The organism is Pseudomonas sp. GW821-FHT01E10 (genome assembly GCF_059422365.1).
The window spans coordinates 52,543-66,125 of record NZ_JBWKWT010000024.1 but is presented as its reverse complement, the minus strand read 5'-3'; the positions used below and the strand labels follow the sequence as shown (position 1 = coordinate 66,125).

At 58.6% G+C, this 13,583-nt stretch carries 12 protein-coding genes and 1 tRNA gene; 9 read left to right on the top strand and 4 right to left on the bottom strand.

Annotated elements, in window-relative coordinates:
* Positions 1-91: 91 nt before the first annotated feature.
* The 4 genes from AC07V0_RS26840 to AC07V0_RS26825 all read right to left on the bottom strand — a co-directional run bounded on the left by AC07V0_RS26840 (position 92) and on the right by AC07V0_RS26825 (position 3,903).
* Entirely contained in the window at positions 92-367 is a 276-nt protein-coding gene (locus AC07V0_RS26840) for a hypothetical protein (RefSeq protein WP_054984086.1), read from the bottom strand.
* Complete coding sequence (locus AC07V0_RS26835; RefSeq protein ID WP_495020064.1) at positions 364-1,344, bottom strand: integrase domain-containing protein; 981 nt, start codon at positions 1,342-1,344, stop codon at positions 364-366. The genes AC07V0_RS26840 and AC07V0_RS26835 overlap by 4 nt, the downstream gene beginning before the upstream one ends.
* A 1,006-nt stretch (positions 1,345-2,350) precedes the next feature.
* Positions 2,351-3,655, bottom strand: coding sequence for a tyrosine-type recombinase/integrase (locus AC07V0_RS26830; RefSeq protein ID WP_495020063.1), 1,305 nt, complete (start codon positions 3,653-3,655; stop codon positions 2,351-2,353).
* A 163-nt stretch (positions 3,656-3,818) separates the two neighbouring features.
* A tRNA-Leu gene (locus AC07V0_RS26825) sits at positions 3,819-3,903 on the bottom strand.
* Positions 3,904-4,010: 107 nt separating this feature from the next.
* On the opposite strand from AC07V0_RS26825, the gene queA reads away from it, so the two are divergent.
* The 9 genes from queA (at position 4,011) to AC07V0_RS26780 (ending at position 13,563) form a co-directional block, all read left to right on the top strand.
* The gene (gene queA / locus AC07V0_RS26820; protein WP_019651853.1) at positions 4,011-5,060 is read left to right on the top strand and encodes a tRNA preQ1(34) S-adenosylmethionine ribosyltransferase-isomerase QueA; all 1,050 of its coding nucleotides are present in this window, start codon (positions 4,011-4,013) and stop codon (positions 5,058-5,060) included.
* A gap of 14 nt (positions 5,061-5,074) precedes the next feature.
* Positions 5,075-6,190: a tRNA guanosine(34) transglycosylase Tgt gene (gene tgt, locus AC07V0_RS26815; RefSeq protein WP_019651852.1), complete on the top strand. Its 1,116-nt coding sequence runs from the start codon at positions 5,075-5,077 to the stop codon at positions 6,188-6,190.
* Between the two features lie 43 nt (positions 6,191-6,233).
* Positions 6,234-6,569 (top strand): preprotein translocase subunit YajC, encoded by a 336-nt coding sequence (gene yajC / locus AC07V0_RS26810; protein ID WP_007934009.1) that lies wholly within the window; start codon positions 6,234-6,236, stop codon positions 6,567-6,569.
* A gap of 63 nt (positions 6,570-6,632) precedes the next feature.
* On the top strand, positions 6,633-8,501 hold the full coding sequence (gene secD / locus AC07V0_RS26805; RefSeq protein ID WP_018926707.1) for a protein translocase subunit SecD: 1,869 nt from the start codon (positions 6,633-6,635) through the stop codon (positions 8,499-8,501).
* Between the two features lie 9 nt (positions 8,502-8,510).
* Positions 8,511-9,425: a protein translocase subunit SecF gene (secF, locus tag AC07V0_RS26800; protein WP_018926706.1), complete on the top strand. Its 915-nt coding sequence runs from the start codon at positions 8,511-8,513 to the stop codon at positions 9,423-9,425.
* A gap of 120 nt (positions 9,426-9,545) precedes the next feature.
* Entirely contained in the window at positions 9,546-10,094 is a 549-nt protein-coding gene (locus AC07V0_RS26795; protein ID WP_018926705.1) for a glycine zipper 2TM domain-containing protein, read from the top strand.
* 137 nt (positions 10,095-10,231) lie between these two features.
* Positions 10,232-11,128, top strand: coding sequence for a site-specific tyrosine recombinase XerD (gene xerD, locus AC07V0_RS26790; RefSeq protein WP_007934017.1), 897 nt, complete (start codon positions 10,232-10,234; stop codon positions 11,126-11,128).
* Positions 11,129-11,392: 264 nt separating this feature from the next.
* Entirely contained in the window at positions 11,393-12,124 is a 732-nt protein-coding gene (locus AC07V0_RS26785; protein ID WP_018926704.1) for a DsbC family protein, read from the top strand.
* Positions 12,125-12,258: 134 nt separating this feature from the next.
* Entirely contained in the window at positions 12,259-13,563 is a 1,305-nt protein-coding gene (locus AC07V0_RS26780; protein ID WP_018926703.1) for a homoserine dehydrogenase, read from the top strand.
* Positions 13,564-13,583 lie beyond the last annotated feature (20 nt).

Genomic DNA, 13,583 nt, shown 5'->3' with positions numbered 1-13,583 from the left:
CCGTGGAAACAAGGGCCGACTTTTTCAACAGAATCGGTCGAAAACCGCCACTCACGAATGGCTGCTTATGGCCCCGTTTTCTGACCTTCGTTTAAAGGTTGAACTGCCAGGATTTTCCTAAGCGATGAGTGAGTAATTGCATGGTCAGCAAATAGTAATAGCGCGTCGATTCAGTGTGCTGGTTTAGCTGGTGATTCAAAAACCACGCAAGGTGTTTTCTCTGCCAAGTCCATGGATTGTCGCGTTGCCAGCGCTCAGTAATCGCTGTTTGGATGGCCTTCGCCTGACGCAGGTGGCGTTGGCGCGTGGTATGCGACCCGGTCAGGACGCCCGCCAGGAACAAATCCATATCGAATGCCGTGCTCATGTGGGACCACCAATGTAAGCGGCCACCACGACGATACGGTTGTGCCCCAGTTCATAGCTGATTTGTACTCGGGCTTCCTGATCGAGACGTCGGTCGAGTTGATAGCAATGGCCTCCGTTGATGGGGGCGGGATGGTGGGTGATTTGCTCATAGCGTTCGCAAGCATAGGCTGCCCGCAATTCGTGGAAGCCTTTGAGGTCGTGCTTATGGATGATGTCCCGTGCGGGGCAGACGATTCCCTGCAAGAAATCGAGGTAGCTTTCGTTCGGTGCAAGCAGGTTGCGGCTACCCGTAGGCGACACCTGTTTTGCGAACCCAAGCGCGTCACGAATATGGTCATCCACCGCAATCCAACGTGGCGCCGACGCGCCGGATCGGCCCCCTTTGGTGCCATCCTGGATGTTGATCTTGCCGTAGTGTTCGGCTTCGCGTTTTAGGCGCGGAAGGTCGGCTAAGATGGCCTCGCGTAAGCGCATGCCGGTAGCTCGGGCCAACTGCACGATTGCAGCCGCGCGCGGCAGTTGGTGTTCGTAAAGCGCCTCGACGATCCGCTTAACTTGTTCACGATCCTGGCCTTGCGGGGCTGCTGTGCGGACGGTTGTGCGCTGCATTCCCAGCGCCTTACTCGGGCTCTGCACTTTCACATACTGATCACCGCGAAGCGCGGCCATGGTGCGATTCACACTGGACAGCCGGTTTTGCGCAGTGGCGATGGCCAGCTCACCTTGTTCAACTTGTTGGCGTAGATGTCCGGCGTAGTCCAGCAAGGTCTGCCAATTAATCTGCCGCGCATCGTTAAACCCCGGCCCATCCTCCGAGTGACACCAGCGCACAAACGCCTGCCAGCGGTCACTGTGTGCTTTGACCGTGCCGTAATGCCCGCCGCCAAATAGGTCGCGCAATGCCTGCGGCCCTGCATAGCTCAGTTGCCGGCCATAGCCAAAATTGCGCCCATCCCGCCTACCTACCAATGCCATGATCAAACTCCTCTCGAAGCCAAAACTTTTAAAACTTTCCCCACGTCATCCCGCCAAGAATGTTGAGTGTTATCAGGGATCAAGGTCCCTGCGACCTGTGAGGGTTGTCCACTAACGCGGGACTGACGGCTCTTTACGACCGGGAGCTTGGGCATCTCATGATCTGGCCTCCTGAACACTTCCGCAGAAGTGGGCGGGTGGAGGCTGCGCTGGCTGACGAGACCAGCGCCGCGAGATCCTGAGTCAGGTGAAGGCAGTGATGCGATGATTGGGGTATGCCTGACTGTCAGTCAGGTGCAGTCCATTCCATGGGCTGCGGCACCATCATCTGCATCGCTGTTGCTGGTGACTCCGGTGTTTGTCACGCCGATTGTCACGAGGGGAAATGCCGCAAAGCCTTGTAAGAGTTGGGCTGCAGCAGCGGTAGGAGCGCCCGTCTCTTTCCAGAAGAAAGAGACGGGCGCAGGTTGGCACAATGAAATGGCCAAGCGGATAGGTTGCTGCAGGGCAGTTGGGGGAGGGGGATGTATTTGCCGCAATGGCAATGATCTGGAATTGGCATCCATCACTCGGTGAGTGACCGTGCAAGCCGCCGGACGCTAATCGCACTTTGGGAGAACCACCACGCTGTGGCGTAGCCTTAAAGGTTCTGGCCACCTGGGTTGCTGTCAACGACAGCCCTTGCCCGATCTTTTCTACGCCTGTGGATAATTCGGGTCAAGGTTCGAATTTATGGAGATTCTGCGGCTGTGGCTGAAATTATACTCCGGTGGAAATCAGTGTTTTTCCCCAGACGGTTGTGTGGGCTTTAGATTTTTTAAGTGAGGTCCATCCAAGCAGGGCGGCTTTGCAGCCCTGCTTGGATGGACCCGCGTGGAAAGCTGGGCTACGGAGATCTAACAGGCTTAAGCAGTGTTGAAATGCGCCACGGTTGTTTTACAAGGCGATGATGTTGACGCCGACCGGGTCGAATTCGTGAGGCATCGCGTGATCGCGGTATCGCAGCTTAGTCTGTTTCGATAGAAAACTTATCATCTATGCGTGCGTGGGATGTTGTTAGAGGCGATGCAGAAGGGCGTGCGAGAAACTGATTAACGCGAGTATCAAATTGATCGCGAAGGCTGGCTGTAATGCCTAGTTTGAGGGCGTCGAGATAGTCCGCATACCACTGCATCATGATCCGACGTTGCGGCAAGTATAGGGCTTGATTGTACTCACCAGAGATGCCGCCCTCGACGTGAGCCAACTGGCTTTCGACATGGTCCTTCAGCCAGCCATGTTCGCGCAGCAGCGTGCTTGCGGTATGACGAGTGCCATGGCTGACGAGTCGTCCTTTATAGCCGATCTTGGCGAACACCAGGTTGATCGTGTTTTCACTGATGACTGGCTGCTTTTCACCATAGCCTGGGAATAGATACCGACTGCGGCCAGTGCTTTGGTTCAGTTTGGTAAGCATGGCGATCAATTGATGAGGTAGAGGGCTGACGTAGTCTCTGCGCATCTTCATGCGGGCGGCCGGGATGGTCCAAATCCCTTCCTCAAAATCGATTTCCTCCCATTTTGCGTAGCGAACCATGCCGGGGCGGCTCGCCGTCAGAATTGTCATCCATGATGCAATCCTCGCTGGTAGCCGGCTGGTGGTCTTGCTTAAGGCCCGGAGAAACTCAGGTAGTTCGTGTTCGTGCAGATGTGGGTAGTGTTGAGTGGGCGGTGGCGCTATCGCAATGGCATGGAGTTCGGAGGCTGGATTGTGTTCGCACAGGCCGCGTGCAATGGCTTGACTGAAAATCTGTTTCAGCCAGGTCCGGGTCTTGTCCGCAACATTGAAGGCGCCTCGTTTTTCGATGCAGGCCTGCAGTTTTGCGCAGTCGCTTCGCGTGATGAGCTCCAGTTGCTTCTCGCCGAGAGCGGGCAGTAGATCCTTATCGAGATAGTCGCGGATCTTCTTCAGCGTCGCGCTGCTGCGGCCGGAGTCCGATTTGAATTGGTACCAGTACTCCGCGGCTCGCCTGAAGGTGTTGAGCCCGGCCTCCTGCTGTCGCAGCTTGTCATCGCGGCGTTTGGCGCCGGGGTTGGTGCCTTGCTTGAGTAGGTTGCGGCATTCCGCAGCTCGTTCACGGGCTTCCTGCAAGGAGATATGCGGATACACGCCCAGTGACATGCGCGCCGCCCGACCCTGATACGTGTACCGGAAGTGCCAATACTTGCTGCCGTTAGGTTTCACCAGCAGGGCAAGACCCGAACTATCACTCAACGTGAACGGTCTGTCGGCAGGCTTGGACGCTTTGATTTGCAAGGCGGTCAATGGCATCGCTGTACACCTCCGGTTCTCGAACTGGAATATGTACAGAAAATGTACCAAAAAGAGGCTGGCTTGCAAGAGATGGGGGTGGAACCCCAGAGACCAAAAAGCCCGCAGTTAGCGGGCTCTAGGGGTGTTGCGTAGACGCTGGTAGTCGTCTATGTACTGCAAATGGTGCCCCGAGGGAGACTCGAACTCCCACTCCTTTCGAAAACGGATTTTGAATCCGCCGCGTCTACCAATTCCGCCATCAGGGCTCAATGGCGGCGAAGTATAGAGAGGTGAATACCGCTGGTCAATCAGGTACATGGAGAATTTTTGATATTTCCGCTAGACTTCCCGGCCCTGCTAGACGAACCCCATCATGCGCGTTGCTGACTTTACCTTCGAGCTCCCTGATTCGCTGATTGCTCGCCATCCTTTGGCCGAGCGTCGCGGTAGTCGCCTGTTGACCCTGGATGGGGTCAGCGGCGCCCTGGCACACCGTCAATTCACTGATTTGCTTGAGCATTTGCGCCCAGGCGATTTGATGGTGTTCAACAATACCCGGGTGATTCCGGCGCGGCTGTTTGGCCAGAAAGCTTCCGGCGGCAAGCTGGAAATTCTGGTGGAGCGGGTGCTCGACAGTCATCGCGTGCTGGCGCATGTGCGTTCCAGCAAGTCACCGAAACCTGGTTCGAAGATTTTGATCGACGGCGGTGGCGAGGCCGAGATGCTGGCGCGTCACGATGCGTTGTTCGAGCTGGGGTTTGCCGAAGAGGTGTTGCCGCTGCTCGACCGCGTCGGGCACATGCCGTTGCCTCCTTATATAGACCGCCCGGATGAAGGCTCGGACCGCGAGCGTTATCAGACGGTGTACGCCCAGCGCCTGGGCGCGGTGGCGGCGCCGACGGCGGGGCTGCATTTCGATCAGCCGCTGATGGAGGCGATTGCCGCCAAGGGCATCGAGACCGCGTTCGTGACCTTGCACGTCGGCGCAGGCACTTTCCAGCCAGTGCGTGTGGAGAAGATCGAAGATCACCACATGCACAGCGAATGGCTGGAAGTTGGCCAGGACGTGGTCGATGCCGTTGCGGCCTGCCGCGCTCGCGGCGGTCGTGTGGTGGCCGTGGGGACCACCAGCGTGCGTTCCCTGGAAAGCGCCGCGCGCGATGGCGTGCTCAAGCCATTTAGTGGCGACACCGATATCTTTATCTACCCGGGGCGGCCATTTCATGTGGTCGATGCTCTGGTCACCAACTTCCATTTGCCCGAATCCACACTGTTGATGCTGGTTTCGGCGTTCGCCGGTTATCCCGAGACCATGGCCGCCTATAAAGCCGCCGTCGACAACGAATACCGCTTTTTCAGCTACGGTGATGCGATGTTTATCACCCGTAATCCCGCACCACGTGGCCCTGAGGACAAAGAATGAGTCGCCAAAGTCGTATGTCGTTTGAGTTGCTTGCTACTGACGGCAAGGCGCGTCGCGGTCGTTTGACCTTCCCGCGCGGCACCGTCGAGACCCCGGCCTTCATGCCGGTGGGCACGTACGGCACGGTCAAGGGCATGCTGCCGCGGGATATCGTCGCCACCGGCGCGGAAATCATTCTGGGCAACACCTTCCACTTGTGGCTGCGTCCTGGCACCGAAGTGATCAAGAAGCACGGCGACCTGCACGATTTCATGCAGTGGAAAGGCCCGATCCTGACCGACTCCGGCGGTTTCCAGGTGTTCAGCCTGGGCGCCATGCGCAAGATCAAGGAGGAGGGCGTGACCTTCGCTTCTCCGGTCGACGGCGCCAAAGTGTTCATGGGCCCGGAAGAGTCGATGCAGGTCCAGCGTGACCTGGGCTCCGACATTGTGATGATTTTCGACGAATGCACCCCGTACCCGGCCGACGAAGACGTCGCTCGCGTATCGATGGAGCTGTCGTTGCGCTGGGCTCAGCGTTCGAAAAACGCCCATGGCGACAACACCGCGGCGTTGTTCGGCATCGTGCAGGGCGGCATGCACCAGGATCTGCGCATGCGTTCGCTGGAAGGCCTCGACAAGATCGGCTTCGACGGCCTGGCCATCGGCGGTCTGTCGGTGGGCGAGCCCAAGCACGAGATGATCAAGGTACTCGATTACCTGCCGGGTCAGATGCCGGCTGACAAACCTCGTTACCTTATGGGCGTTGGCAAACCGGAAGATCTGGTTGAGGGTGTGCGCCGCGGTGTGGACATGTTCGATTGCGTGATGCCAACCCGTAATGCCCGCAACGGGCATCTGTTCATTGATACAGGCGTGCTGAAGATCCGTAACGCGTTCCATCGCCATGATGACTCGCCGCTGGATCCGACCTGCGATTGCTATACCTGCCAGAACTTCTCCCGCGCTTATCTGCATCACCTGGACAAGTGCGGCGAAATGCTGGGAAGCATGCTCAATACCATCCATAACTTGCGCCATTATCAAGTGCTTATGGCTGGTTTGCGCGAGGCTATTCAACAGGGTACATTGGCCGCCTTTGTCGATGCCTTCTACGCCAAACGCGGGTTGCCTGTTCCGCCTTTGGACTGAGTTTTCTGACCCCAAGATTCAACATTTGCAACTGGAGTGCTAAATGAGCTTTTTTATCTCTAATGCCATGGCTGACGCTGCTGCACCTGCGGCAGGCCCGATGGGCGGCGGCTTTGAGTGGATTTTCCTGGTCGGTTTCCTGGTCATCTTCTACCTGATGATCTGGCGTCCACAGGCCAAGCGCGCCAAAGAGCAGAAGAACCTGCTGAGCAGCCTGCAAAAAGGTGACGAAGTTGTGACCACCGGTGGTATCGCCGGCAAAATCACCAAAGTGTCCGACGACTTCGTGGTTCTGGAAGTTTCCGACACCGTTGAAATGAAGTTCCAGAAAGGCGCCATCGCCGCCACGCTGCCAAAAGGCACGCTCAAAGCGATCTAAGTTACAACTTCTACTCAATCGACGGGGCGCGCAAGGCGCCCCGCGTCATAAGCGGGCGGCGTGATGCTGAACAAATACCCTCTGTGGAAATACATTCTGATCCTGGCGGTGCTGGCGGTCGGTCTGATTTATTCCGCTCCCAATCTATATCCTGATGACCCGGCCATTCAGGTCAGCGGTGCAAGCACTGCGCTGCAAGTCAATCAGGCTGATCTGGACCGTGTGAGCACCGCGCTCAAGGAATCCGGGATCAACGTCAAGGCGGCCACGCTGGCGGCAAACGGCAAGGGCGGTCTGATTCGCCTGGTCAAGGCTGAAGACCAGTTGCCAGCCAAAGACGTTGTGCGCAAGGCATTGGGCGATGACTACGTCGTTGCACTGAACCTGGCGCAAACCACCCCGCAATGGCTGCGCAGCCTGGGCGCGCACCCGATGAAGCTGGGTCTGGACTTGTCCGGTGGCGTGCACTTCCTGCTGGAAGTGGACATGGACAAAGCCCTCGACGCACGCCTGAAAGTCTACGAAGGCGATGTGAAGAGCCTGTTGCGCAAAGAGAAACTGCGCTATCGCAGCCTGCCGCAACTGGGCGGTGCCATTCAGCTGGGCTTCACTGATGAAGACTCCCGCGAACAGGCCCGTGCGCTGATCCGCAAGAACTTCAACGATTTCGACATTGTTCCGGCCGACCTCAATGGCCAACCGGTACTGCGTCTGGCGATGACCCCGGCCAAGCTGGCGGAAATCCGTGAATACTCCATCAAGCAGAACTTGACCACGGTACGTAACCGCGTCAACGAGCTGGGTGTTGCCGAACCTATCGTTCAGCGCCAGGGCGCCAACCGCATCGTGGTTGAGCTGCCGGGCGTGCAAGACACCGCAGAAGCCAAGCGTATCCTCGGCAAGACGGCCAACCTGGAGTTCCGTCTGGCCGCTGAGCCTGGTGCTTCGAAAGCCACTTCCGAGGAATTCGAGTTCCGTGAAGGCAAGCGTCCTCCGGCTCTGATCGAGCGTGGCCTGATCATCACCGGTGACCAGGTGACTGACGCCAAGGCGGGCTTCGGCGAGCACGGTACGCCAGAAGTGAACATCCGTCTGGATGGCCACGGTGGCGAGCTGATGAGTCGTGCGACTCGCAGCAACGTCGGCCGCAGCATGGCGGTAATCTTCATCGAACAGCGTCCGGTCACCACTTACGTCAAGCAAGTGGTCAACGGCGTCGAGAAAGACGTGCCGGTTCAGACGTTCAAGGAAGAGAAGAAGATCATCAGCCTGGCGACCATCCAGTCGCCGCTGGGTGCCCAGTTCCGCATCACTGGCCTGAACGGCCAGGGCGAATCGTCCGAGCTGGCGCTGTTGCTGCGTGCCGGTGGTCTGGCGGCTCCGATGTACTTCGCTGAAGAGCGCACCATTGGCCCAAGCCTGGGTGCCGACAACATCACCAAAGGTATCGATGCATCGTTGTGGGGCATGCTGTTTGTCTCGCTGTTCATCATGGCCATCTACCGCTTCTTCGGCCTCATCGCCACCGTTGCGCTGGCAGTGAACATGGTGATGCTGCTGGCCTTGATGTCGCTGCTGGGTGCAACGCTGACCCTGCCGGGTATCGCCGGTATCGTATTGACCATGGGTATGGCGGTCGACGCCAACGTCCTGATCTTCTCGCGGATACGTGAAGAGATCGCGGCCGGCATGACCGTACAACGGGCAATCAACGAAGGCTTCGGCCGGGCATTCACCGCGATTCTCGACGCCAACCTGACAACCTTGTTGGTGGGCGGGATTCTCTTTGCCATGGGCACCGGCCCGGTCAAGGGTTTCGCCGTGACCATGTCCCTCGGGATCTTTACCTCGATGTTCACGGCCATCATGGTGACCCGCGCGATGGTCAACCTGATCTTCGGCGGTCGTGACTTCAAGAAGTTGTGGATTTAAGGGGCTGCCATGTTACGTACAATCAACTTCATGGGCGTTCGCAACTTTGCGTTCGGCGTCACATTGTTCCTTACCGCGCTGGCAATGTTCAGTGTCTTTCATAAGGGCATGAACTGGGGCCTGGACTTCACCGGCGGTACGCTCATCGAGCTGACCTACGAGCGTCCGGCCGATGTCACCAAGGTGCGTGAGCAACTGGCTACAGCCGGTTATCACGAAGCCATCGTGCAGAACTTCGGTGCGACTACCGATCTTCTGGTGCGCATGCCTGGCGAAGATCCGCAACTGGGTCACCAGGTGGCTGAAGCGCTGCAGAAAGTCGGCGGCGACAACCCGGCTCAGGTCAAGCGTGTCGAGTTCGTCGGCCCGCAGGTGGGTGAAGAACTGCGCGACCAGGGCGGCCTCGGCATGCTGATGGCGCTGGGTGGCATCCTGATCTACCTGGCTTTCCGCTTTCAGTGGAAGTTTGCGGTCGGTGCGATCGTGTCCTTGATCCACGACGTTATCGTGACCGTCGGTATCCTGTCGTTCTTCCAGATCACCTTCGACCTGACGGTGCTGGCGGCGGTACTGGCGATCATCGGTTACTCGCTCAACGACACCATCGTGGTATTCGACCGGGTTCGTGAGAACTTCCGCGTCCTGCGCAAGGCCAGCCTGATCGAGAACATCAACATCTCGACCACGCAAACCCTGCTGCGGACCATGGCGACGTCGATCTCCACCTTGCTGGCGATCGCGGCCCTGTTGTTCTTCGGTGGCGACAACCTGTTCGGTTTCTCCATTGCCCTGTTCATCGGTGTTCTGGCGGGTACTTACTCCTCGATCTACATCGCGAACGTGGTGCTGATCTGGCTGAACCTGAACAGCGAAGACCTGATTCCTGTGGCGACGAGCGAGAAGGAAGTCGACGACCGTCCATAACGGTTATCTTTTTCCTGCTGCAAGCCGAGAAGGCGCGAGTGTTGAACTCGCGCCTTTTTTCATGCTCCAAGGCTGGGAGAAGCGCGGGTATGTCCCGTCTGTTATAGCCAGGAGGTTCATGTGAACAAGTCGTTGCTGGTTGGTGCGGTATTGGGTGCTGTCGGTGTGACTGCCGGTGGTGCTGTTGCCACCTACAAACTGGTTAAAAGCGGCCCTGAGTATGCACAAGTGCTGGCCGTTGAACCGGTCAAGACACAAATCAAGACTCCACGTGAAGTGTGCAAGGACGTTACGGTGACCCGGCAAGCGCCGGTGAAAGACCAACACCAGATCGCCGGTACGGTGGTCGGCGCCCTGGCTGGTGGCCTGTTGGGCAATCAGATCGGCGGCGGTACAGGCAAGAAAATCGCCACAGTGGCCGGTGCGGTCGGCGGCGGTTATGCGGGTAATAAGGTGCAGGAAGGCATGCAGGAGCGTGACACCTACACCACGACTCAGACTCGCTGTAACACGGTCAATGACATCAGCGACAAGGTCGTAGGCTACGACGTTCGTTATTCGCTGGATGGCAAGGAAGGCAAGGTGCGGATGGATCGCGATCCAGGCAATCAGATTCCGGTCGACAAGGATGGCAAGCTGATCCTGGGGCAGAACGAACCGGCCCGGTAATGAGCTGAGCGTCTACTCAAAAAGAAGCATCCCGCAAGGGATGCTTTTTTTGTGCCCGAATTTCATGTGTCACCTTCAACGTGTTATGCAAGACTCTTCATTTTTTGCGGCCTTTTGCCCGCCAGTCCTGAGCCCCCATGCCTGCCATCGATCATCCCCTGATAGACCAGTTCCTCGACGCCCTGTGGCTGGAGAAAGGCCTTTCCGATAACACCCGCGATGCCTATCGCAGCGACCTGGCTTTGTTCAACGGCTGGTTGCAGGAGAAGGGCCTGGAGCTGATCAACGCCGGGCGCGAGTTGATCCTCGATCACCTGGCCTGGCGCCTGGAGCAAAACTACAAACCCCGTTCTACGGCGCGATTCCTTTCCGGTGTGCGTGGTTTTTATCGCTATTTACTGCGGGAAAAGCTGATTGCCGTGGATCCGACCCTGCGCGTGGATATGCCGCAACTGGGTAGGCCATTGCCTAAATCCTTATCGGAAGCCGATGTGGAGGCCTTGCTGGCCGCGCCGGACTTGAGCGAGGCCATCGGTCAGCGTGATCGCGCCATGCTTGAGGTGCTTTACGCGTGTGGCTTGCGGGTGACGGAGCTGATCAGCCTGACGCTGGAACAGGTCAACCTGCGCCAAGGCGTGCTGCGGGTGATGGGCAAGGGCAGCAAGGAACGGCTGGTGCCGATGGGCGAGGAGGCGATTGTCTGGGTCGAGCGTTACATGCGCGATGCCCGTGGCGAGTTGCTGGGCGGGCGTCCCAGCGATGTGCTGTTCCCCAGCCAGCGCGGTGAGCAGATGACCCGCCAGACCTTCTGGCATCGCATCAAGCACCAGGCCAAGGTCGCCGGGATCGGCAAGTCGCTGTCGCCGCATACCTTGCGTCATGCCTTCGCCACGCACCTGCTCAACCACGGTGCCGACCTTCGGGTGGTGCAAATGTTGCTCGGCCACAGCGATCTCTCCACCACCCAGATCTATACTCACGTCGCCCGGGCGCGCTTGCAGGATCTGCATGCCAAGCATCACCCCAGAGGCTAATCAATGCGGGATGGTTACAAACCCTGTGGCGAGGGGGCTTGCCCCCCGTTCGGCTGCGCAGCAGTCGTCAAGCCTCACGCCTCGGTCCATATGTCGGATAGGGATCGCCAAAGAGGGGCTGCTTCGCAACCCAACGGGGGCAAGCCCCCTCGCCACACGGGCCTTATGTGGTAGGCTTTGCCGGTTTGCACGATGGGCGGTTATGACCCGGTGTTTCGGCACGGGCGTTCTGATCGTCCCATTTGTCCGCCTTCAGGAGTTCTCATGCGTCTGACCCAGATTTTCGCCGCTGCAGCCATTGCGTTGGTCAGCACCTTTGCCGTCGCCGATGACGCGGCCGACCAAGCCATTCGTAAAAGCCTGGAAAACCTCCAGCTCGACGTGCCGGTCGAAACCATCACCGCCAGCCCGCTGCCAGGTCTGTACGAAGTCAAGCTCAAGGGCAGCCGCGTGCTTTACGCCAGCGCCGACGGCCAATACGTGGTTCAGGGCTACCTGTTCCAGCTCAAGGACGGTAAACCGGTCAACCTGACCGAGAAGACCGAACGCCTGGGCATTGCCAAACTGATCAATGGCATTCCAGTGGCTGAAACCGTGGTCTACCCGGCCATCGGCGAAACCAAGTCGCACATCACCGTGTTCACCGACACCACTTGCCCGTATTGCCACAAGCTGCACGCCGAAGTGCCTGAGCTGAACAAACGCGGCATCGAAGTGCGTTATGTTGCGTTCCCGCGCCAGGGCCTGGGCTCGCCGGGTGACGAGCAACTGCAAGCCGTGTGGTGTTCGAAAGACAAGAAAGCCGCCATGGACAAAATGGTCGATGGCAAGGAAATCAAGGCCGCCAAGTGCGATAACCCGGTGTCCAAGCAGTTTGCCCTCGGTCAGTCGATTGGCGTGAACGGTACACCGGCCATCGTTTTGGCTGACGGTCAGGTCATTCCGGGCTACCAGCCTGCGCCACAAGTCGCCAAACTGGCACTGGGCGCGAAGTAAATTCGCATCGTCACGGCCAGCCTTTGACGAGCGTGGTCCGGCGGCAACATTTGCCGGGCCATCAATAGAGAGCCGCGAACCTGCGGCTGTTTTCACGGCCGGCCTCGAGTCGGCCGTTTTATGGGGAGTTCACAGTGAAACCGGTCAAAGTAGGCATCTGTGGGTTAGGGACCGTCGGTGGCGGTACCTTCAACGTACTTCAGCGCAACGCCGAGGAAATTGCTCGTCGTGCCGGGCGTGGAATCGAAGTGGCACAAATTGCCATGCGCACGCCAAAGCCTCAGTTCCAGACGACCGGTATTGCGATTACCAACGATGTCTTCGAAGTGGCCACGAACCCTGAGATCGACATCGTCATAGAGCTGATGGGCGGCTATACCGTTGCCCGCGAGCTGGTACTCAAGGCCATCGAGAATGGCAAGCATGTGGTCACCGCGAACAAGGCACTGATTGCCGTTCACGGTAATGAAATTTTCGCCAAGGCTCGCGAGAAGGGCGTGATCGTTGCGTTCGAAGCGGCCGTGGCCGGCGGCATCCCGGTGATCAAGGCGATCCGTGAAGGCCTGTCCGCCAACCGTATCAACTGGGTGGCCGGCATCATCAACGGCACCGGCAACTTTATCCTCACCGAAATGCGTGAGAAGGGCCGGACCTTCGAAGACGTGCTGGCCGAAGCGCAAGCCCTGGGTTACGCCGAAGCCGACCCAACGTTCGACGTCGAAGGCATCGACGCAGCCCACAAGCTGACGATCCTGGCGTCCATCGCGTTCGGCATTCCGCTGCAATTCGACAAGGCCTACACCGAAGGCATCACCAAGCTGACCACCGCTGACGTGAACTACGCCGAAGCGCTGGGCTATCGCATCAAGCACCTGGGCGTGGCGCGCAGCACCGCGGCCGGTATCGAGTTGCGCGTGCACCCGACGCTAATCCCGGCTGATCGCCTGATCGCCAACGTCAACGGCGTGATGAACGCGGTGATGGTCAACGGTGATGCTGCCGGTTCGACCCTGTTCTACGGTGCTGGTGCCGGCATGGAACCGACTGCTTCGTCGGTAATCGCCGACCTGGTGGACGTGGTTCGCGCCATGACCTCCGACCCGGAAAACCGTGTACCGCACCTGGCCTTCCAGCCGGATTCGCTGTCGGCCCACCCGATCCTGCCGATCGAAGCCTGCGAAAGCGCTTACTACCTGCGCATTCAGGCCAAGGACCACCCGGGCGTGTTGGCCCAGGTGGCGAGCATCCTGTCGGAGCGCGGCATCAACATCGAATCGATCATGCAGAAGGAAGTCGAGGAGCACGACGGCCTGGTGCCGATGATCCTGCTGACCCATCGCGTGCTGGAACAGCACATCAACGATGCGATCGCTGCCCTGGAAGCCTTGGCGGGCGTGGTCGGTCCGGTTGTACGGATCCGCGTCGAGCACCTGAACTAAGCCGTTATCGTTCACCGGGC

Bases quoted from the DNA above. Each gene is read 5' to 3' on its own strand.
- tgt (WP_019651852.1), top strand. From the start codon at position 5,075: ATGTCGTTTGAGTTGCTTGCTACTGACGGCAAGGCGCGTCGCGGTCGT.
- xerD (WP_007934017.1), top strand. From the start codon at position 10,232: ATGCCTGCCATCGATCATCCCCTGATAGACCAGTTCCTCGACGCCCTG.
- AC07V0_RS26840 (WP_054984086.1), bottom strand. From the start codon at position 367: ATGAGCACGGCATTCGATATGGATTTGTTCCTGGCGGGCGTCCTGACC.
- secD (WP_018926707.1), top strand. From the start codon at position 6,633: ATGCTGAACAAATACCCTCTGTGGAAATACATTCTGATCCTGGCGGTG.
- AC07V0_RS26835 (WP_495020064.1), bottom strand. From the start codon at position 1,344: ATGGCATTGGTAGGTAGGCGGGATGGGCGCAATTTTGGCTATGGCCGG.
- queA (WP_019651853.1), top strand. From the start codon at position 4,011: ATGCGCGTTGCTGACTTTACCTTCGAGCTCCCTGATTCGCTGATTGCT.
- secF (WP_018926706.1), top strand. From the start codon at position 8,511: ATGTTACGTACAATCAACTTCATGGGCGTTCGCAACTTTGCGTTCGGC.
- AC07V0_RS26830 (WP_495020063.1), bottom strand. From the start codon at position 3,655: ATGCCATTGACCGCCTTGCAAATCAAAGCGTCCAAGCCTGCCGACAGA.
- AC07V0_RS26785 (WP_018926704.1), top strand. From the start codon at position 11,393: ATGCGTCTGACCCAGATTTTCGCCGCTGCAGCCATTGCGTTGGTCAGC.
- yajC (WP_007934009.1), top strand. From the start codon at position 6,234: ATGAGCTTTTTTATCTCTAATGCCATGGCTGACGCTGCTGCACCTGCG.